Here is a 21,063-nt window from a genome sequence, read left to right as displayed (position 1 = left end):
CTAAGGATTGGCTCATTGAAGTCCGCAAACCCTGGTGGAGGCCAGGGTGTTTTTTCTGAACTTTCAACGCCGACAGATATTCAAGCAATCGCTCCGGAAAGTAAGCAGGCAAGTTCTGACGAAGTTGTAGCCAAGTCGGCACAGCACCGGCGTGAAAAAACCCGAAATAATGAGACAAGCAAAGAACGACTGTAAGAGCTGGACTACAAACGGGGTAAAACATGGCAGTTACGATGCGTCTATTTCTGTACAACTTCCGTAAGACAAGTACCACACCCACTGTAACTAAAGGCTCATATCGCCGCATTAGAGAGTTAACACTAATTTTCCAGAATTAACAGGTGATTGGACCGGAAAATGACTGCGATTTTGACCTCCCTTGGGACGACTTCCGCGCCAGACAAGGAGGCAACCGTTGGTCTGGAGTGCTTGCCCTTTTCTTAAGATATATCTTAAGTTGTATCTAAACACGACGAGAGAAGGCAAAAAATGAGAGACCATCATTCCCCCCACCGCGAACACGGCGACGGCCGCGACGGCTTCGAGAAACGTCCCGGCCGTGAACGCGGGGGTCGCGGCCCACGAGTGTTCGCCCCCGGCGACCTGAAACTGTTGCTGCTGGCGTTGATCGCCGAACAGCCCTGCCACGGCTACGACCTGATCCGCCAGATCGAAGGCATGTTCGACGGCGCCTACAGCCCCAGCCCCGGTGTGATCTACCCGACCCTGACCTTTCTGGAAGAAAGCGAAATGATTCAGGGCGACGCCGAAGGCGGCAAAAAACGCTACGCCGTGACCGACGCCGGACGCCAGTCCCTGAGTGAGCAAGCCGTCGCCCTGGACGGCGTGCGGATGCGCATCGACGTCAGCAAACGCTCGCTGCGCGGGCATGATCGCCCGCCTGAAATTCACGAAGCGGTGCATAACTTGCGGCATGCCTTGCAACTGCACCACGGTCGCTGGAACCCGGAAGAAATCCTGCGCGTCAGCACCCTGCTCAATGACACCGCCAAAGCCATCGTCGATGGCCCGCTCGTTCAACCCATTCCGGAGAAAGCCGAATGACCGAAGTGATCACGCCAACCATTCACCGCGTCATGCATGAGATCAAACGCCGCCGGCTGGAAGTGTTGCGGGTGGTCGACCTGACCCCGCGCATGCGCCGGATTACCCTGGGCGGCCCGGAGCTGGCAGGCTTCGTCAGCCTCGGCACGGATGACCACGTAAAACTGCTTTTCCCACAGAACGCGGCGGAACAGGCTGCGCTGGAAACCCTGGTGCTCGGTGCCGGCAAAGACAACGGGCCACTGCCGGCGATGCGCGACTACACGCCACGCCGCTTCGACCTCGACACGCTGGAACTGGACATCGACTTCGTCCTGCACGGCGACGGCCCGGCCTCGACCTGGGCGGAACAAGCCAAACCAGGGCAGTTCCTGCACATCGGCGGGCCACGGGGTTCGATGATCGTGCCGGACATCTTCGACAGCTATCTGCTGATCGGCGACGAAACCGCCCTGCCCGCCATCGCTCGACGACTGGAAGGCCTGGCGGCCAACCGGCGTGCGCTGGTGATTATCGAAGTGGAGAACGGCAAGGAGCAGCAAGTGCTGGAGAGCGCTGCCGAGGTCAATGTGATCTGGGTGCTGCGCGAAGGTGGCAAGGACCATTTACTGACCACTGTGCGCCAGGTGGAGGTTCCCACTGGCAGCGTGTATGCCTGGGTCGCAACCGAAACCAAAGTGTCACGGCAGATTCGCCGGGTGTTGCTGGATGAGCACGGGCTGAACGAGCAGTTTGTCAAAGCGGTCGGCTATTGGCGGCTGGGTGACAGCTCTGAAGAGTGACAGCCTCTCGGGCCTCTTCGCGAGCAAGCTCGCCCCCACAAGGGTCTGTTGTAAGCAGATCCAATGTGGGAGCGGGCTTGCTCGCGAAGGCGATCTCACCGACGCCACACACCCAAACCAATGCCACGCCGCCCACACCACCGATCCACCCCGACCACCAACAACGCAATCACCAGGAAACCCACCAAAATCCCCCCGGCATTGATAAACACCTGTGGATAACCCAGCTTCTCCACATCAATGAACGGATACGGATAAACCGCCAGCACATGCCCGCGCAACAGCGAGTAAGCGAAGTACACCAGCGGGTAAATCACCCAAAACGCGATGTGCCGCAGACGCAACTGGCCTTTGGGCACGCAGCACCACCAGTACACCAAAAACAACAACGGCATGACGTCATGCATCAGCTCATCGGCCAGCCATTGCCAGCCTTCGGGATGCCACAAATGGCGCAGCAACAGGCTGTACGCCAGGCCGACCACAGCAATGCTCACCGCAACCCCGCTGCTCACACTCGGCTGCAAAAACCAGCGCCGCGCCGCCGACTCGCGGGAGGTCAACTCACAGGTCAGGACCGTCGCCACCAGCGTGTTGCTCAGCACAGTGAAATAGCTGAAGAAACTCACCAGACCGCCCAACAGACTGGCGTCCAGGGTCCAGCGTGAATAGAAAATCAGGTACAGCTGAATGCTTAAGCCCGCCCAACCGAGTACCGCAGCCACAGCAACAAAACGACGCCTCGCGGCAGAACCTGGCGTCGGTTGTGTAGCCATGTTCAGACCGGACGCTTGGTGCGCATCAACTTCACGTACAGGCGTTCGACCTTTTCCCGCGCCCAGGGGGTTTTGCGCAGGAACGTCAGGCTCGACTTGATACTCGGATCACTTTTGAAGCAGCGGATATCGATGCGCTCGGCCAGCCCCGACCATTCGTAGTGTTCAACCAGGGCGTTGAGGATCTGCTCCAGCGTAACGCCGTGTAGCGGGTTGTTGTTCTGTTCGGTCATGCCGGGCCTTCGAGCGAAGTAGGAATTGGAAGCCGCGCACCTTAGCCGAGGGCTTCGTTGGGGGGAAGCGATCTGTTGGCTGTCTGTTAAATGTAGGTGAAGCACGAAAAATCGCCGCTGCGAACTGTTACCAAATCCGAAACGATCCATGTCAGTAAAAGCCCTTTCTCTATTTGTAACAGATCATTATCCTTGCGCCCGACAAGCTGAAACGCTTCTGCTATCGGCTTCATTCCTGCTGTTTTCAGTTCATCCCCCAGAAAAAGATCAAGAATTTCTTCTCTATGCCTGATTTTCACACCTCGCGAGACAGCGCTGTCTTGCCTGCCGCTACCAGCCGCAAAGCCCTGAACCTGATTGGCGGACTCACCGCATTGGGCCTCGCCACCTGTGTTCAGGCCGCCCCGGCCTTCGATAGCGACTCGCCGTGGATGTTCGGCGACTGGAACGGCATGCGCACTGAACTTGCGGAAAAAGGCTACGACTTCAAAGTCGATTACACCGGCGAAATGGGCAGCAACCTGCACGGCGGCTACGATCACGACCGCACCGCGCGCTACAGCGATCAGTTTGCCTTCGGCACCCACTTGGACTTGCAGAAAATCCTCGGTTGGAACGACGCCGAATTTCAGCTGACCATCACCGAACGCAGTGGCAACAACATCAGCAATGACCGGATCAACGATCCACGGGTTGGCGGTTTCACTTCGGCCCAGGAAGTCTGGGGCCGTGGGCAAACCTGGCGCCTGACGCAGATGTGGTATCAGCAGAAATTCTTCGACCGGAAACTCGACATCAAGGTCGGCCGCTTCGGCGAAGGCGAAGACTTCAACAGCTTCCCCTGCGACTTCCAGAACCTGGCGTTCTGCGGCTCTCAGGTCGGCAACTGGGTCGGCGGCATCTGGTACAACTGGCCGGTCAGCCAATGGGCGATGCGGGTCAAATATCACCTGACGCCGGAGCTCTACGCGCAAATCGGCGCCTACGAGCAAAACCCGTCGAACCTCGATCGTGGCAATGGTTTCAAGCTCAGCGGCAGCGGCACCCAAGGCGCGATCCTGCCGGTGGAACTGGTCTGGTCGCCGAAGCTCAACGGCCTGCCGGGCGAATACCGCGCCGGCTACTACTACAGCAATGCCAAGGCCACTGACGCCTACAAGGACAGCAATGGCCAGCCCGCCGCCCTGAGTGGCGAGGCTTACCGCAGCGCGTCGAGCAAGCACGGCGTGTGGCTCGGTGTGCAGCAGCAACTCACCAGCCGTGCCAGCGATAACTCGCGCGGTTTGAGCGTGTTCGCCAACGGCACGATGCACGACAAGAAAACCAATGCGATCGACAACTACGTCCAGGCCGGCGTCGTCTACAAAGGCCTGTTCGACGCCCGCACCAAGGATGACATCGGCTTCGCGCTGGCCCGGGTTCACGTCAACCCGGCCTATCGTAAGAATGCCGAGGCGTCCAATCAGGCCCGCGCCGTTTTCGACTACGACGACCCATCGTTCCTGCCACCGCAAGACACCGAATACAGCGCCGAACTCTATTACGGCGTGCACGTCACGAATTGGCTGACCGTGCGCCCCAACCTGCAATACATCCGCCACCCCGGTGGCGTGGACAAGGTCGATGACGCACTGATTGGCGGGATCAAGATCCAGTCATCGTTCTGACCAACGCCACAAAGATCCTGTGGGAGCGAGCTTGCTCGCGAAGGGGTCGGCAGCCTCAACATCACTGTTGACTGAACCACCGCTTTCGCGAGCAAGCCCGCTCCCACAAGGACTGCATCAACCGAACACTTTTTATCTGAACCATGCCCGCACAGGATCGTCATCTACAGTGAACTTGCGCGGGACTACTTGAAACGTCACGGAGAACCACACTATGAGCACTGATGGTGCTTTGAGTCGAAGCCGTCTATTGCCGACCCTGCTCGGCATCCTGCTTCTGCTAATGGGCCTGGCCATGCTGGCCGGGGGGATCAAGCTGAGCATGCTCGGCGGCTCGCTGTACTACCTGCTGGCCGGTATCGGCCTGGCGCTGACCGGCGTGCTGCTGATTGCCGCCCGCCGCGCCGCGCTGGGCCTCTACGCCCTGGTGTTGTTCGCCAGCACCGTGTGGGCCCTATGGGAAGTCGGCCTCGACTGGTGGCAACTGGTGCCGCGCCTGGCCATGTTGTTCGCCATCGGCATCGTCATGTTGCTGCCGTGGTTCCGTCGTCCGCTGCTGAACGCCGGCCCGGCCCCGAAAGGCACGGGCGCCCTGAGCGCCGCCGTCGTGATCGCTGGCGTCACCGCACTGGCCAGCCAGTTCACCAACCCTGGTGAAATCAAAGGCGAACTGGACCGCGACAGCGTACCTGGCATGACCAACACCGCCCCGGCCATGCCCGACGGTGACTGGAACTCCTACGGCCGCAGCGCCCATGGCGATCGTTACTCGCCTCTGGCGCAGATCACACCGCAAAACGTGAACAAACTGGTGCCCGCCTGGACCTACCGCACTGGCGACTTGCCAGGGCCGAACGACCCGGGCGAAACCACCGCTGAAAACACCCCGCTGAAAGTCAACGGCATGCTCTACGTGTGCACGCCGCACAGCCAGGTGATCGCCCTGGACCCGGACACCGGCAAGGAAATCTGGCGTTTCGATCCGAAGCTCTCCACGCAAAACGCGGAGAACTTCAAAGGCTGGGCGCACATGACCTGCCGTGGCGTGACCTATCACGATGACGCCGATTACGCCTCCGAGCAAAGCCCGACGGGCAGCGCCAGCTCGGCACCGGTCAGCACCGTCTGCCCGCGCCGGATCTTCCTGCCAACCGCCGACACCCGCCTGATCGCCCTCGACGCCGACACCGGCAAGATGTGCGAAGACTTCGGCGACAAAGGCCAGGTCGACCTGCGCGCCAACATTGGCGGCTTCACTGCCGGCGGTTACTACTCCACCTCGCCACCGGCGGTCACCAAAGACCTGGTGGTGATTGGCGGCCATGTGACCGACAACGTCTCCACCGACGAGCCAAGCGGTGTGATCCGCGCGTTCGACGTGCACACCGGCAAACTGGTGTGGAACTGGGACAGCGGCAACCCGGACGACACCACGCCGATTGCCGAAGGCAAGGTCTACACCCGCAACTCGCCAAACATGTGGTCCATGTTCGCGGTCGACGAAAAACTCGGCATGCTTTACCTGCCGATGGGCAACCAGACCCCGGACCAGTTCGGTGGCGCGCGCACCCCTGAATCGGAACTGCACGCCGCCGGCCTGACCGCCCTGGACATCGCCACCGGCAAAGTGCGCTGGCACATGCAGTTCACCCACCACGACTTGTGGGACATGGACGTCGGCGGCCAGCCAACCCTGATGGACCTGAAAACCGCAGACGGTGTGAAGCCGGCGGTCCTTGCGTCCACCAAGCAAGGCAGCATCTACGTGCTGGACCGCAGCACCGGCAAGCCGATCGTACCGATCAACGAAGTGCCGGTGCCGCAAGGCGCTGTCGAAGGTGATCACACCTCGCCGACCCAGCCGAAATCCGACCTCAACCTGATGCCACCGCCGTTGCAAGAACGCGACATGTGGGGCGTCACCCCGTTCGACCAACTGATCTGCCGGATCGATTTCAAATCCATGCGCTACGATGGCCCGTTCACGCCGCCATCGCTGCAAGGTTCGATCGTCTATCCAGGCAACTTCGGCGTGTTCGACTGGGGCGGCATCTCGGTTGACCCGGTGCGTCAGATTGCGTTCGTGAACCCGAGCTACATGGCGTTCAAATCGAAAATGATCCCGGCCGCCGAAATCGCCGCCCAAGGCCCGCGCAAAAGCGAAACCGAAGGCGTGCAGCCGAACAAAGGCGCGCCGTACGGCGTGGTCCTCGAAGCGCTGCTGTCGCCAATGGGCCTGCCGTGCCAGGCACCGGCCTGGGGTTACGTGGCGGCGGTCGATTTGACCACCAGCAAAACCATCTGGATGCACAAGAACGGCACCGTGCGCGACAGCGCGCCGGTTCCGATCCCTCTGAGCATGGGCGTGCCAAGCCTGGGCGGTACCTTCACCACCGCCAGTGGCGTTGCTTTCCTGAGCGGCACCCTCGACCAGTACCTGCGCGCCTACGACGTGAAAAACGGCAAGCAGCTGTGGGAAGGTCGCCTGCCAGCCGGCGCGCAAACCACACCGATGACCTACACCGGCAAGGACGGCAAGCAATACGTGCTGGTCGTTGCCGGCGGTCACGGGTCGCTGGGCACCAAGCAAGGTGACTATGTGATTGCGTACAAACTGTCCGAGTAAGTTCTAGCGGCAGTTAAAGCAAAGGCGACTCCTGTGAGGGGGTCGCCTTTTTTTGTGGGTCAATTTTTGCCCCACCGCAGGACAAATGTGGGGCGGGCTTGCTCGCGAAAGCGGTGTGTCAGTCGACTTCAATGCTGAATGTTAAACAGCATTCGCGAGCAAGCCCGCTCCCACATTTTGATCGTGATCGGCCTGAAAAAATTTGCGTATGTCCTACAGATTCAGCCGGTCTTGGAGAGGATTCCGACAAGTTCTGTCGGTTGTCGTCTAGGAAGTTGGGACGGTAGGCTTTTGGCGTCGCTGTAAATCAGCGACCGGGCGTCGCAGTCCGTTCAGTTCATTTGGTGCATAATCGCCGGCCCCAACCGCAGTGCTTCGGTGCTAGTTGTTTGGCTTGATGGTGGCTGTGCGTGGGATACCTTCGGGTATGCCGGGTTTCCGAATGGCTCGGTCTGCGACCCCGCGTACAGCTGCCTCCTTCAAATCGCGTCGCAGCGATCTGTGGTAGCCAAATCTTTCATTCGGAGTGTCACCATGTTCAAAGCAACCCCAAATCCCCCCGAAACCGACGCCGTTTCCCCCTACGAATCCACCGATTCGAAAAAACTGCACGACGCCGCCGAACGCGCCCTCGACTTCCACTTCCCGTCGACCGCCGACATCAAAGCCACCCCACGCACGCCCAGCACCCTGTTCACAGTGGACCCGGAGGCCACGACCGAAACCCTCGTGGTTTATCTGGTCGAGACGCTGGCCTCGGTCGATGTGATGGTCCATCACTTGGTGGACCATCTTGACGGAGGCTCGCGCAATGCCCTGCTGGGTATTTCAAACAGCATCATGCTCGCGGAAATCACGGCGAACCGAGTGCTGGATCAAATCGATCCCCTTCAGTAGACGCAGTGCTCCCTCGCCACGATTTGTTGATCGTTCCCACGCGCAGCAAAGGAATGCATCCCGTGACGCTCTGCGTCACATCCGAAAGCGGAACGCGGAGCATCCTTGGCGGCATTCCCACGCGGAGCGAGGGAACGATCAACATAAGACGCAAGAGACTGGTCGGCCGTCAGGCCGCCTTCGCAGGCAAGCCGGTCCCACCGTATTTCGGTGTAAACCCGCCCGCTCTGAACCACTCATCAGGCCGAGCGTTAGCTCGCCTGCAGCTCTTGATCTTGATCCACCCGCCCCTTCGGGAGGCTGAGTGGAGGTGTTCATCTGGGGATTGGCGCACAGCGCCGTTCGACGCAGTCGAACACATTGCATGTAGGTCGTCGCGAAGCAGACCGGAGGGCAGTGTCCCCGGATGAATGCCGGAGCGAAGGAACGCCGAGCTTTAGCGAGGGGCCGGACGCTCGGGGCGAGACCTTTTGGTTCCTTTTGGGGCGTTCGGTACGTGTCAAGGTACCTGTCGCCTTAGTACAGCTGCGACTAGCCCATTGCGCCCTTAACTTCAGGGCGCTCTGGGTTTAAATACACCGCATCTGCCAGCTTCCAGTTCCGTGTCCGAGTACTCCAGCGATTCGGATTAGCTTCCCTGGCATCTTCATAAAGTGCTGCTCTAGCTTGTAATAAAACCGTCGCTTTGCCTTCGTGACGTTCGTTCGGCGTCACATATTTCAAGGCGCTGTGGCGGTGATCTTCGTTGTACCACTCTATGAATTTCTGCACCCAAAGCCTTGCATCAGTGACCGTATCAAAAGGTTGATCCGGCCAGAGTGGGCAGTACTTGGCGGTGCGGAAAAGTGCCTCGGCATAGGCGTTATCGTTGCTCACCCTTGGCCGGCTAAAGGATGGCTCGACGCCCAGCGCAACCATACTTTCACGCAACAAAGAACCTCTCATCACGTGCCCGTTATCCGAGTGCAGCACCAGCGAACGACCCGCTGTGTGTTCACGTAAGCACCCCTTCCTGAGCAGTTCGCACGCGTGTTCGGCGCACTCCACCTCATGTACTTCATTGGCGACCAGCTTGCGGCTGTAAACATCCTTGACCATGTACCAGTAGAAAAACCGACCTCTGACGGTACTAGGCAACCAGGTGATATCCCAGCACCACACCTGATTGGGGCTGTCAGCGCGATGCGTCGTCAGCACCCTGCGTTTCGGGGCTTTGGTTCTGCCGCGACGCACGTTTTGATTGGCTGCTTTTAACACACGATAAAACGTCGACTCCGAGGCCAGGTAGATGCCTGCATCGGCCAGCTTAGGAACGATTTGGTGCGGGGTGAGGCTGGCGTAGCCAGCCTGATTGGCAGCATCAAGCACCGCTTGGCGTTCTGTCTCACTGAGCTTATTAGCCGGAGCTGCCCGTTGAGCCAGTCGTCGTCGATCACAGCCAGCGTGTCGCCAGCGTTGGACTGTGCGCAGGCTCAACCCCAACTCATTGCACGCTCGATATCGACGAGCGCCATTCAGCACCGCGTCTGCAATCAACTTCATGGCTTGCGTACGATCAGAGGCGTCGATCAGTCTTCCTTGTCCTTGCCCCAGATCGCATTGGCTTTTTTTCTGAGTTCCAGCAAAGCCTCCGCCTCAGCACGTCCAGCATCTGACCGGATCAACTGACGTTCCAACTCTTTAATCCGCCGTTGCTCGGCAGTTTTCTCTACGCTGGGTTTCAGATCAGCAAGAATATTGGCGTTTTGGCAGGTCTCGCGCCATTGACGGATTTGCTCCGGGTAGATGCCCTTGATCCGGCAGTATTGAGAGGTTTCCACCTCACTCAACGGTGCGGTTTCCATCACAGCGTTGAATTTATCGGCGCTGGACCATTGATCACTGGTCTTGCCGTTTCCCGGCACGATCAAACCTTTATCTCTAGCCATTTGTCTCCAGTTTCGCAGTGACTGAGGCGTGAGATTAAGCGCAACGGCGAGTTCCGCCACTGAGCGATTGAGGGGCGGCATCATTTGCAGAACGACCCAATCTTTGAAGTCTTCGTCATAGCGCTTGGACATTGCAAAACACCTTCGCCCTCTTGAATGAATGAGTCAATCAACAAGGGCGACAGGTAGCCTGACACGGAGGGCGTTTGCCAAAAGGGACTCGCTGTAAAAGCGAAACCATAAGTGGCCGTTACCGCAGGAATGGATATATACCCAGTCAACCCACAACATGGTCGGCCCAAAGGCCGCCAAGTCAAAGCACCTGTCCAAACCCTGAACACACACCCAGAAATATCGCCAGCCATTGAAACCACCCCCCACCTGCCCCATCTAAGACCCATACCCCATTGCGCAGGTGCCCCATGAGCGACCAGCAAGAATTCCCCGAAGACCCGAGCGAATACGCCGACCCAGAGAACGCCGAACACCACTCCACCGGCAAAGGCCTCGCCCTGCCAGGCCAGAACCTGCCGGACAAGGTCTACATCATCCCGATCCACAATCGCCCGTTCTTCCCGGCCCAAGTACTGCCGGTCATCGTTAACGAAGAACCCTGGGCCGAAACCCTGGACCTGGTGAGCAAATCCGACCACCACTCCCTGGCCCTGTTCTACATGGACACGCCCCAGGAAGACCCGCGCCATTTCGACACCTCGGCCCTGCCGCTCTACGGCACGCTGGTCAAGGTGCACCACGCCAGTCGCGAAAACGGCAAACTGCAATTCGTCGCCCAAGGCCTGACCCGTGTGCGCATCCGCACCTGGCTCAAACACCATCGCCCGCCGTACCTGGTGGAAGTCGAATACCCGCACCAGCCAACCGAGCCGACCGACGAGGTCAAGGCCTACGGCATGGCGCTGATCAACGCGATCAAAGAGCTGCTGCCGCTCAACCCGCTGTACAGCGAAGAACTCAAGAACTACCTCAACCGCTTCAGCCCCAACGACCCGTCGCCGCTGACGGACTTCGCCGCCGCCCTCACCTCGGCCACCGGCAGCGAGCTGCAGGAAGTGCTCGACTGCGTACCCATGCTCAAGCGCATGGAAAAAGTCCTGCCGATGTTGCGCAAAGAAGTCGAAGTCGCGCGCCTGCAGAAAGAAATCTCCGCCGAAGTTAACCGCAAGATCGGCGAGCATCAGCGCGAGTTCTTCCTCAAAGAACAGCTCAAGGTTATCCAGCAAGAGCTGGGTTTGACCAAGGACGACCGCAGCGCCGATATCGAGCAGTTCGAACAACGGCTGGAAGGCAAGGTCTTGTCGCCGCAGGCGCAGAAACGCATCGAAGAGGAATTGAACAAGCTGTCGATCCTCGAGACCGGTTCGCCGGAATACGCGGTGACCCGCAACTACCTCGACTGGGCGACCTCGGTGCCCTGGGGCGTGTATGGCGAGGACAAACTCGACCTCAAACATGCGCGCAAGGTGCTGGATAAACACCATGCCGGCCTCGACGACATCAAGGAGCGGATTCTCGAGTTTCTCGCGGTTGGTGCATACAAAGGCGAAATCAGTGGCTCCATCGTGCTACTGGTGGGGCCGCCGGGCGTGGGCAAGACCAGCGTCGGCAAATCCATTGCCGAATCCCTGGGCCGGCCGTTCTACCGTTTCAGCCTCGGCGGCATGCGTGACGAAGCCGAGATCAAGGGCCACCGCCGCACCTACATCGGCGCGCAGCCGGGCAAACTCGTGCAGGCGTTGAAAGACGTCGAAGTGATGAACCCGGTGATCATGCTCGACGAGATCGACAAGATGGGCCAGAGCTACCAGGGCGACCCGGCCTCGGCGCTGCTGGAAACTCTCGACCCGGAACAGAACGTCGAATTCCTCGACCACTACCTGGACTTGCGCCTGGACCTGTCGAAAGTGCTGTTCATCTGCACCGCCAACACCCTGGACTCGATCCCCGGCCCCTTGCTGGACCGAATGGAAATAATCCGCCTGTCGGGTTACATCACCGAAGAAAAGATCGCCATCGCCAAGCGTCACCTGTGGCCGAAACAACTTGAGAAAGCCGGTGTGTCCAAAGGCAGCCTGGCCATCAGCGACACCGCCCTCAAAGCGCTGATCGACGGCTATGCCCGTGAAGCCGGCGTCCGTCAGTTGGAAAAAAACCTCGGCAAACTGGTGCGTAAAGCCGTGATGAAGCTGATCGACGAGCCGAAAGCCGTGATCAAGCTCGGTCCGAAAGACCTGGAAACCTCCCTCGGCCGCCCGGTGTTCCGCAACGAACAAGTGCTGTCCGGCACCGGCGTGATCACTGGCCTGGCCTGGACCAGCATGGGCGGTGCGACCTTGCCGATCGAAGCGACGCGGATTCACACCCTCAACCGTGGTTTCAAACTCACCGGGCAACTGGGCGATGTGATGAAGGAGTCGGCGGAAATCGCCTACAGCTACGTCAGTTCCAATCTGAAGTCGTTTGGCGGTGATCCGAAGTTCTTCGACGAAGCGTTCGTCCACCTGCATGTACCGGAAGGCGCCACCCCGAAAGACGGACCGAGCGCTGGCGTGACCATGGCCAGCGCCCTGCTGTCCCTGGCGCGCAACCAGGCGCCGAAAAAAGGCGTGGCCATGACCGGGGAATTGACGTTGACCGGGCATGTTCTGCCCATTGGCGGGGTGCGCGAGAAAGTGATTGCCGCGCGGCGGCAGAAGATATTCGAGCTGATTTTGCCGGAAGCCAACCGTGGCAACTTCGAGGAACTGCCGGACTATTTGAAAGAAGGCATCACCGCACACTTCGCCAAGCGGTTTGCGGATGTGGCGAAGTTGTTGTTCTGACAGTCATGTAGCGCCTACGATTGCTTTCGAGAGCAAACCCGCTCCCACAGGTTTATCACTGACCCTGTGGGAGCGGGCTTGCTCGCGAAGGCGTCGGCACTGACAACGACAACTCTCCCGTCGCCGTCACAATTTGTCTCATCTTCAGTTATGCTCGCCGTTCGTCGTCAACGCCGGAGCCGCTGATCCCATGTCCCCCATTCGCCTGTTTGTCCCCCTCGCCCTCGCCCTGCTGGCCGCTTGTGCCTCGCAGCCGAAACAGAACGTGACCGTGGAAAAACAAAGCGAATGCCCCGTGAAGCTCACGAATGGGCAAAACCTGATCCTGACCCTGCCCAGCAACCCGACCACGGGTTATCGCTGGGCGATCCAGGACTCGGCCGGTGGCGTGTTGCGTGCGCTCAGCCCCGAGGTCTACAGCAATCCGGAAGATGCCGGCGTAGTCGGCGCGGCCGGGATCTCGACCTGGCGCTTCCAGGCATTCACTAACGGTTCGGGACGTTTGCGTCTGACCTCCCAGCAACCGTGGGCACCGGAAGTACCGGCAGTGGATACCTTCGATTGCGCGATCTCGGTTAACTGATCATGGGTTGGCTGATTCTGGCGCTGATGGGCGCGGTGAGCTTTCTGTATGGCCTCAGCGTGCATGCGACGCTGCTGTGCCTGCTGGTCAAGCCGATGCCGGTGCTGGCCCTGCTCGGTTGGCTGCACGACGCACCGCCCAGCGAGTATCGGCGCTGGATCAGCCTTGGCTTGATTTTCTCTCTGGTCGGCGATGTGTTGCTGGCGTGGCCGGTGGATTTGTTCGTGTTTGGCCTCGGCGCGTTTCTGGTCGCGCACCTGGCCTACCTGAAAGCCTACTTGAGCGATTGCCGGCGGCTGGCCGTGGTGCCGCTTATCATTGCCCTTGGTGTCGGCGCTGTTCTGCTGGGGATTCTGATTTCAAACGGTTTGGGTCCGTTGCTGGTGCCGGTGATCGTTTATGGCCTGGCGATCAGCGCCATGCTCTGGCGAGCGCTGGCCCGACTCGGCACCGACGTGCCCAAACGTTCGGCGCTGCTGGCGGCGGCGGGCGCCGTGGCGTTTGTGTTTTCCGACAGCGTGATTGGCATCAATCGGTTTGTTGCGCCGTTTAATGCAGCGCCTTACGTGATTATCCTCAGCTATTGGTTGGGCCAGTGGGGTATCACCGCTTCGGCGTTCACTCAGAAACCGCGCTGAATCTTTCGCGAGCAAGCCCGCTCCCACATTTGATCGGTGCCGGACACAGTTCTTGTGTGCGACTCAAAACCACTGTGGGAGCGGGCTTGCTCGCGAAAGCGGTATCACTGAACACGCGGAGCTCAACGCCCCTCCCCGGCGTTTATCAGACAACCCGCGCATCCCCCCGTCAATTTGGCTAAAATGCCGGCCTTTTCCACCTACACCGCTGGAACCGCCGTGAGCAAAGACCCCGATCGCCTTTTCGCCCAGCCTTTGGCCCAGGTGCCCGACTTCGCCTTTAACGAGGACGTGGTGCGGGTGTTCCCGGACATGATCAAGCGCTCGGTGCCGGGTTATCCGACCATCGTGGAAAACCTTGGCGTGCTCGCCGCGCAATTCGCCCAGCCCAACAGCGTGCTCTACGACTTGGGCTCGTCCCTTGGCGCTGTCACGCAAGCCTTGCGCCGCCACGTGCGCACCGACGGCTGTCGCGTCATCGCTGTGGATAACTCGGCGGCGATGGTCGAACGCTGCCGCGAATACCTCAATGGTCAGGACTCGATGTTTCAGGAGTTGCTGCCCGTCGAAGTGATCGAAGGCGACATCCTCGCCCTGCAATTCCAGCCTGCCTCCGTGGTGGCGCTGAACTTCACCCTGCAATTCATCGCCCCGGACCAGCGCACCGCGTTGCTCGCGCGCATCCGCCAGTCGCTGCTGCCCGGCGGTGCGCTGATTCTGTCGGAAAAGCTGCGTTTCAACGACCCCGAAGAACACGCGCTGCTCACCGAGTTGCATGTGGCCTTCAAACGCGCCAACGGCTACAGCGAACTGGAAATCGCCCAGAAGCGCAGCGCCATCGAAAATGTCATGAAGCCCGACAGCCTCGAAGAACACCGCGAGCGCCTGTTGGCTGCCGGGTTCTCGAAAGTCGTGCCATGGTTCCAGTGTCTTAACTTTGCCTCGTTGATTGCCTTGCCATGATTGATCTGTCCCCCCTTGCCCGTCGTCTGGCCGGCACCCCGCTGGCCGATTGGGCCAACACCCTGCAAGCGCAACTCGACAAGAAAATGGAAAAGGGTCACGGCGACTTGGAGCGCTGGCAAAGCGCGCTGGACGCGTTGCCGAAGATCCAGCCGAGCGAAGTCGACCTGCTGAACGGCCTCATGCTGGACACCCATTGCGACGATGAAACCCGTGCGCAGATGCGCACCGCGTTGATGGGATTGTCGCCGTGGCGCAAAGGGCCGTTCGACCTGTTTGGCGTGCACGTCGACACCGAATGGCGCTCGGACTGGAAATGGTCGCGGGTCGCGCCGCATCTGGACCTGAAGGGCAAGCGCATCCTCGATGTCGGCTGCGGCAACGGCTATTACATGTGGCGCATGCTCGGCGCCGGTGCCGATAGCGTGATCGGGGTCGATCCGAACTGGCTGTTCTTCTGCCAGTTCCAGGCGGTGCAGCGTTATCTATCGGAGCCCAATGCCTGGCACCTGCCGTTTCCTTTCGAAGACTTGCCGCCGAACCTGGAAGGCTTCGACACGGTGTTTTCCATGGGCGTGTTCTACCACCGTCGTTCGCCGATCGAGCATTTGCTGGCGCTGAAGGATTGCCTGGTCAAGGGCGGTGAACTGGTGCTGGAGACGCTGGTGATCGAAGGCGATCAGCAGCAGGTATTGGTGCCGGAAGACCGGTATGCGCAGATGCGAAACGTGTGGTTCCTGCCATCGGTGCCGGCGCTCGAACTGTGGCTGCGACGTGCCGGGTTCACCGATGTGAAATGCGTGGATGTCAGCGTGACTACGGTGGAAGAACAGCGCGGGACGGAGTGGATGAAGTATCAGTCGCTGAGCGACTTCCTTGATCCCGAAGACCACAGCAAGACGATTGAAGGTCTGCCGGCGCCGATGCGCGCGGTGATTGTGGCTCGTAAATAATCCCCGATCTCCCCACCAATGGAGATCAAAATGTGGGAGCGGGCTTGCTCGCGAAAGCGGTGGGTCAGTCAACATTCCCGTTGAATGGTAAACCGCATTCGCGAGCAAGCCCGCTCCCACATTGGTTTGGTGTTTAGTCTGTTGGTTTCGCGCGTCGGGCCTTGAAGAACTCACTCAACACCGCCCCGCACTCCTCCGCCAACACCCCGCCCTCAAACAACACCCGGTGATTCAAAAAGCCTTGGGTAAAAAACTGCCCCTGGCTCTGCACAATCCCGGCCTTGGGCTCTAAAGCGCCATACACCACTCGCGCAATCCGCGAATGCACGATCAGCCCGGCGCACATGCTGCACGGTTCAAGCGTCACGTAGAGCGTGCTACCCGGCAGACGGTAGTTGCTGGCGGCCTGGGCGGCGGCGCGGATCGCGACCATTTCGGCGTGTGCACTCGGGTCGTTGCCGCTGATCGGGCAATTGAAGCCGCGGCCGATGATTTCACCGTCCTGCACCAGCACCGCACCCACCGGCACTTCGCCCAGCTTTGCCCCTTGAGCGGCCAGGGCCAGGGCTTCGTGCATGAAATCACGATCGCGACTGCGGTCAATGATTGCTGTCGGGCGTATCTGACGCATCAGGCCACCTCGATGGCGGCCATCAGGCCGGTTTCCATGTGGTCGATCACATGGCAATGGAACATCCACACCCCCGGGTTATCCGCCACCAGCGCCACTTGTGCGCGTTCGTTCTTGCCCAACAAGTAGGTGTCGGTGAAGTACGGGATGACCTTGTGCCGGTTCGAAGCGATGACCTTGAAGCTCATGCCGTGCAAGTGGATCGGATGCTGATACTGAGTCATGTTCTTCAATTCGAAAATGTAGCTCTTGCCCTTCACAAGCTTGGCAATCGGGCGGTCAGCGCAGGTCTTGTCGGTGATGTCCCAGGCCTTGCCGTTGATCTGCCACAGGCTCGGCGGCTTACCGTTGTCGACGTTCACCGACACCGAGCCCACCCATTCGAAATTGAAGTTGAGTTTCTCTGCATTGGCCAGGTCTGGTTCGGCCACTGGGTTGGCGGGCAATGCAGGCGGCCATGCGGTTGGCGCGTCGGTGTTGGCCACCGAGCGCAATGTACCCAAGCGCACCGGGCCGTTGCGCAGGGACAGTTCTTCACCGGCCGGTGGTGCCTTGATCGCCAGGCAGATGCGCATGCCGGGGCCGAGCCAGTATTCCTTGCCCAGCGGCCGCGGCTCGATGGGGTTACCGTCCAGCGCGTAGATCTGCGCTTCGACGCCGGGAATGTTGAGGCGATAAGTCAGGGTGTTATCGAGGTTGAGCAGACGCACCCGGGTGATCTGCCCGGCAGGCAAGTCGATCACCGCTTGCGAGACGCCGTTGATGGTCGACAAACGTCCCGCCGTGCCGCCACGCGCCGCCTCGCGAGGAATGCTGAACGCGACGAACGCGCCTTCTTCATCGACATGCCAGCTCTTGAGGCTCAGGGTCTGTTCGAATTTGAAACCGGTCGGCTCGCGCTCTTCGATGATCAGCGGGCCGACGAGGCCACGGCCGAGTTCTTCGCTGCTGTTCACATGCGGGTGATACCAGTAGCTACCGGCGTCCGGCACGCGGAATTTGTAGTCGAAGTATTCGCCCGGCAGGACCGGCAGCTGCGAGACATAAGGGACGCCGTCCATTTCCAGCGGCAGGCGGATGCCGTGCCAGTGGATGGTGGTCGCGACCGGCAGGTGGTTGATGAAGCGCACCCGCAACCATTCACCCTGACGGACCCGCAATTCGGTGCCCGGCGCCGACGGGCCGAACGCCCAGGCTGGGGTCTTGTGCCCGGCCACCAGTTCGACGTCCAGCGGCGCGGCGATCAGCTCATAGTCGTGACCTGCCTCGGCGTCGGCCATTTTACCCAGCCAGTAACGCGACGCGCCCCCCGCCCCCACGCCAACCACCACAAGACCGGCCAGACCACCGAGTATTTGTCGACGGGTAAAGGACATGAACTCAACTACCTCACGTATCAGCGACAGGCCCGCAGGCCTGTAAAAGGCGAATACGATACACCTGCGGTTGAGAAACAGTAAGGGCGGGGCGGCGACTGGTCGCAGTCAAAGCACGGCTGGCAATGCACCTGTGGGCGAGCTTGCTCGCGAAAGCGGTGGGTCAGTCACCATGGATGTTGGATGTGACGGCCTCTTCGCGGGCAAGGCCGCTCCCACAGGAATACCTTACGCTTGAAGGCCGGTGATCAGATGCACCACCCCGTTATCCAGCGTCATGACGCCCGGTACACCCGCCATCGTTAACGCCTGCCGATCCATCCGCCCCACATCCCGCAACTCCACCCGCACCCGGGTCAGTGCCACTGGCTGCTGCGACTTGAGGTTATCCACACCGCCCAACGCCGCCACGACAGTCGGCGCCAACCCGGAAACCGGCTGGGCAACCACCTTCGGCTCATCCGCTACCAGATCCGGAGTCAACGCTTTCCAGAACGCCCGCTGCATTTTCTCGAACATGTTCAGTTCTCCAGAATCAGTGAAGTATCGACCGTCGCCTCGTGATACAGCCGCAAGGCCTCGCGCACCTGTTCGGCACTTTCCAGGCCCAGCACTTGCTGAGCGATGGCTTGGCAATCCGCCAGATCCACTTCGCGAACCGCCGCTTTGATCGCCGGTATCAACGGCACACTCACCGACAACTCATCCACCCCAAGCCCCAACAACAGCGGCACCGCCAGCGTCTCGGACGCCATGGCGCCACACACACCGACCCATTTGCCATGGGCATGGGCCGCTTTCACGGTGCTGGCGATCAACCGCAGCACCGACGGATGAAAGCTGTCAGCCTGGCTGGCCAGACGCGGGTGATCGCGGTCCATGGCCAAGGTGTATTGGGTCAGATCGTTGGTGCCGATGGAGAAGAAATCCACCTCCGGCGCAAACAGATCCGCCATCAGCGCTGCTGCCGGCACTTCGATCATGATCCCCTGTTTCGGCAGCTCGGTGAGCCCCAGTGCCAGCGCCTCTTCTTCCAGCAGCTGTCGCGCCAGGCGCAGCTCCGACAGCTGCGTGACCATCGGCAACATGATGTGCAGACGGGCCAGTCCGGCGCAGCTCAGGATCGCCTTGAACTGATCGCGCAACAGCTGCGGACGCTCCAGGCACAAGCGAATCCCGCGCATGCCGAGGAAAGGATTGGTCTCGCTGTCCATCGGCACGTAGGCCAGGGGTTTGTCGCCGCCGACATCCAGTGTGCGCACCACCAGGCTGCGGGCTGGCCCCAGTGCGCGGGCGATAGCGCTGTAAGTGGAGGCCTGTTCTTCATGGCTCGGGGCATGGTGGCGATCCAGATACAGAAACTCCGAACGCAACAGACCGACGCCCTCACCGCCCAGGGTCATGGCCTGCTCGGTTTCGCTGAGCGAAGCGACGTTGGCTGTCACGTCGACGTGGTGACCGTCGCGGGTACAGGCGGCCAGTTCGGCGTTTGCCAGCTCATGCTGATGGCGTTTCTGCTGCCGCTGTCGATGGGCTTGCAACTGCTCGATGGCGGTCGGTTCCGGGTCCAGGTGCAGCTCGCCCTTGTCGGCATCGAGCAATACCTGAGTGCCGTTGGCCAGCGCCAAAACTTGCACGGGCAACCCGCAGATGGCCGGCAAACCGAAGGCCCGGGCGAGAATCGCCACGTGGCTAGTTGCCCCGCCGCCGACCGTGGCGAAACCCAGCACTTTGCGGGTATCGAGCCCGGCGGTCTGGGACGGCGTGAGTTGCTCGGCGATCAGAATCGCTCCGTCCGGCAGCTCCATCACCTGATCCTGCACACCGAGGATTCGCTTGAGCACCCGTTGGCCGACGTCAGCGAGGTCTGCTGCGCGTTCCGCCAGCAACGGACTGCCGAGGCTCTTGAACAGCGCTGCCGTAGTCTCGGTGGCCGCGCGCCAGGCGAACGCGGCGCTTTTGCCGTCGGTGATCAATGCCTGAGCCTGATCCAGCAGACTCGGATCTTCGAGCAGTTCCTGATGGGCCTTGAAGATTTCGGCCTGCGCATCGCCCGTCGCGTTGTCACGCAACTGCTGCAGGTCCAGCAGCGCTTGAGCCAAGGCAGCGGACAGACGCTCGCGCTCAACCTGCGACCCCTCGCCGGACTCGCTCACCTCAAGGGTCTGCTCGGCAATCTGCACCACCTGACCGAACGCCGAACCCGCCGACGCACACACACCGCGCAGCACATTCAGCGATGAGGCCTCAGTCGCCACCGGCGCCACATCAGCCACTACCGTCACTACTTCGCCGCAGCCAGCGACGAGCAACTCAGCCAGCGTCCTGATCGCCACGTCGGCATCCGCCCCCGCCGCACTGACCTGCAAGCTGTCGCCGTGAGCCGTCTGCAACGCCATGATCGCCACTAGGGATTTGGCATTCGCACTGTCCTGCTGTTTATGCAGGAAAATGCTCGCCGAAAAACCTTTCGCGGCCTGGGCGAACACGGCCGCCGGACGGGCATGCAAGCCATTGGGATTGGGCAGTGTCACCGGTTTGGAGAACAGCGCTTCGACTTCTTGCGGTGTCTGTTCATCGACCGTCTGTTGCGCTGGATTCAACTTCAGCAGCGGCTGACCACTTTCCACCACGCCCGTTTCCGGCGCCAGCCACGTGAAGGGCTCCCCACTGACCACCAGCATCAACGTCAACAGACTGCGCGCATTCAAGGCGATGTAATCGGCATCGAACTCGATCAACGCCTGCCCCGACTCGACCCGCTGGCCTTCCTCCACCAACCGGGTAAACCCCTTGCCGGCCAGGTTCACGGTGTCGAGCCCGATGTGCATCAACACCTGCACACCGTTGTCGTCGGTGATGCTGACGGCATGACCACTGGCCTGCACATTGCTGATCACCCCGGCCAATGGCGCGCACAGGGTTTGCGAAGTCGGGTCGATGCACAGACCGTCGCCGATCACACGCGTCGAGAACACCGGATCGGGCACTTGATCCAGTGGCATCAGCACGCCGGACAAAGGCGCGAGCAGTTGCAATTGTTGGGATGTGGCCATGACGTCACCTGCTGTTTTGTTCTTTGAAGTGCCGATGGAGCGCGAGGCT

At 60.4% G+C, this 21,063-nt stretch carries 18 protein-coding genes; 11 read left to right on the top strand and 7 right to left on the bottom strand.

Annotated features, from left to right (window positions below):
- Positions 1–15 precede the first annotated feature (15 nt).
- The 3 genes from ACA055_RS05270 (at position 16) to ACA055_RS05260 (ending at position 1,847) form a co-directional block, all read left to right on the top strand.
- Positions 16–195, top strand: a complete 180-nt coding sequence (locus ACA055_RS05270; protein WP_497682671.1) for a hypothetical protein — start codon at positions 16–18, stop codon at positions 193–195.
- Between the two features lie 294 nt (positions 196–489).
- Complete coding sequence (locus ACA055_RS05265; protein ID WP_497682670.1) at positions 490–1,065, top strand: PadR family transcriptional regulator; 576 nt, start codon at positions 490–492, stop codon at positions 1,063–1,065.
- The gene (locus ACA055_RS05260) at positions 1,062–1,847 is read left to right on the top strand and encodes a siderophore-interacting protein (RefSeq protein WP_497682669.1); all 786 of its coding nucleotides are present in this window, start codon (positions 1,062–1,064) and stop codon (positions 1,845–1,847) included. The genes ACA055_RS05265 and ACA055_RS05260 overlap by 4 nt, the downstream gene beginning before the upstream one ends.
- A 95-nt stretch (positions 1,848–1,942) precedes the next feature.
- Here ACA055_RS05260 and ACA055_RS05255 read toward each other — a convergent pair whose 3' ends face one another.
- Both ACA055_RS05255 and ACA055_RS05250 read right to left on the bottom strand, forming a co-directional pair.
- Positions 1,943–2,623 (bottom strand): Pr6Pr family membrane protein, encoded by a 681-nt coding sequence (locus ACA055_RS05255; protein ID WP_497682668.1) that lies wholly within the window; start codon positions 2,621–2,623, stop codon positions 1,943–1,945.
- A 2-nt stretch (positions 2,624–2,625) separates the two neighbouring features.
- Entirely contained in the window at positions 2,626–2,856 is a 231-nt protein-coding gene (locus ACA055_RS05250; protein WP_007944895.1) for a VF530 family protein, read from the bottom strand.
- A 284-nt stretch (positions 2,857–3,140) separates the two neighbouring features.
- Here ACA055_RS05250 and ACA055_RS05245 point away from each other — a divergent pair, with 284 nt between their 5' ends.
- The 3 genes from ACA055_RS05245 (at position 3,141) to ACA055_RS05235 (ending at position 8,046) form a co-directional block, all read left to right on the top strand.
- Entirely contained in the window at positions 3,141–4,523 is a 1,383-nt protein-coding gene (locus tag ACA055_RS05245) for a carbohydrate porin (RefSeq protein ID WP_497682667.1), read from the top strand.
- Positions 4,524–4,737: 214 nt separating this feature from the next.
- Positions 4,738–7,149, top strand: coding sequence for a glucose/quinate/shikimate family membrane-bound PQQ-dependent dehydrogenase (locus ACA055_RS05240; protein WP_497682666.1), 2,412 nt, complete (start codon positions 4,738–4,740; stop codon positions 7,147–7,149).
- Between the two features lie 534 nt (positions 7,150–7,683).
- Positions 7,684–8,046: a DUF6124 family protein gene (locus ACA055_RS05235; RefSeq protein WP_497682665.1), complete on the top strand. Its 363-nt coding sequence runs from the start codon at positions 7,684–7,686 to the stop codon at positions 8,044–8,046.
- A gap of 531 nt (positions 8,047–8,577) precedes the next feature.
- Here the strand turns inward: ACA055_RS05235 and ACA055_RS05230 are convergent.
- A protein-coding gene (locus tag ACA055_RS05230) for an IS3 family transposase (RefSeq protein WP_497681942.1) occupies positions 8,578–10,106 on the bottom strand; the annotation gives its coding sequence in 2 pieces (ribosomal slippage) (positions 8,578–9,665 and positions 9,665–10,106; 1,530 coding nt in all).
- Positions 10,107–10,396: 290 nt separating this feature from the next.
- Here ACA055_RS05230 and lon point away from each other — a divergent pair.
- From lon to cmoB, 5 genes are all read left to right on the top strand, one after another.
- The gene (gene lon / locus ACA055_RS05225; protein ID WP_497682664.1) at positions 10,397–12,814 is read left to right on the top strand and encodes an endopeptidase La; all 2,418 of its coding nucleotides are present in this window, start codon (positions 10,397–10,399) and stop codon (positions 12,812–12,814) included.
- A gap of 190 nt (positions 12,815–13,004) precedes the next feature.
- Positions 13,005–13,397, top strand: a complete 393-nt coding sequence (locus ACA055_RS05220) for a protease inhibitor I42 family protein (protein WP_497682663.1) — start codon at positions 13,005–13,007, stop codon at positions 13,395–13,397.
- Positions 13,398–13,399: 2 nt separating this feature from the next.
- On the top strand, positions 13,400–14,035 hold the full coding sequence (locus tag ACA055_RS05215; RefSeq protein WP_497682662.1) for a lysoplasmalogenase: 636 nt from the start codon (positions 13,400–13,402) through the stop codon (positions 14,033–14,035).
- A 219-nt stretch (positions 14,036–14,254) separates the two neighbouring features.
- Positions 14,255–14,998 carry a carboxy-S-adenosyl-L-methionine synthase CmoA gene (cmoA, locus tag ACA055_RS05210; RefSeq protein ID WP_497682661.1) on the top strand — a complete coding sequence of 248 codons (744 nt, stop codon included), beginning with the start codon at positions 14,255–14,257 and terminating at the stop codon, positions 14,996–14,998.
- A complete protein-coding gene (cmoB, locus tag ACA055_RS05205; RefSeq protein ID WP_497682660.1) occupies positions 14,995–15,951 on the top strand; it encodes a tRNA 5-methoxyuridine(34)/uridine 5-oxyacetic acid(34) synthase CmoB in 957 nt (318 codons plus the stop codon). Before cmoA ends, cmoB begins: the two co-directional genes overlap by 4 nt.
- 133 nt (positions 15,952–16,084) lie before the next feature.
- On the opposite strand, the gene tadA is transcribed toward cmoB, so the two are convergent.
- The 4 genes from tadA to ptsP all read right to left on the bottom strand — a co-directional run bounded on the left by tadA (position 16,085) and on the right by ptsP (position 21,014).
- A complete protein-coding gene (gene tadA, locus ACA055_RS05200; protein ID WP_497682659.1) occupies positions 16,085–16,582 on the bottom strand; it encodes a tRNA adenosine(34) deaminase TadA in 498 nt (165 codons plus the stop codon).
- Entirely contained in the window at positions 16,582–17,958 is a 1,377-nt protein-coding gene (locus tag ACA055_RS05195) for a multicopper oxidase family protein (RefSeq protein ID WP_497682658.1), read from the bottom strand. The genes tadA and ACA055_RS05195 overlap by 1 nt, the downstream gene beginning before the upstream one ends.
- A gap of 228 nt (positions 17,959–18,186) precedes the next feature.
- Complete coding sequence (locus ACA055_RS05190; RefSeq protein WP_497682657.1) at positions 18,187–18,477, bottom strand: PTS sugar transporter subunit IIB; 291 nt, start codon at positions 18,475–18,477, stop codon at positions 18,187–18,189.
- A 2-nt stretch (positions 18,478–18,479) separates the two neighbouring features.
- Positions 18,480–21,014, bottom strand: a complete 2,535-nt coding sequence (gene ptsP, locus ACA055_RS05185) for a phosphoenolpyruvate--protein phosphotransferase (protein WP_497682656.1) — start codon at positions 21,012–21,014, stop codon at positions 18,480–18,482.
- Positions 21,015–21,063: the final 49 nt, after the last annotated feature.

The sequence above is a fragment of the Pseudomonas sp. LBUM1657 genome (genome assembly GCF_059716075.1).
This window is presented reverse-complemented; position numbering and strand designations above follow the sequence as displayed.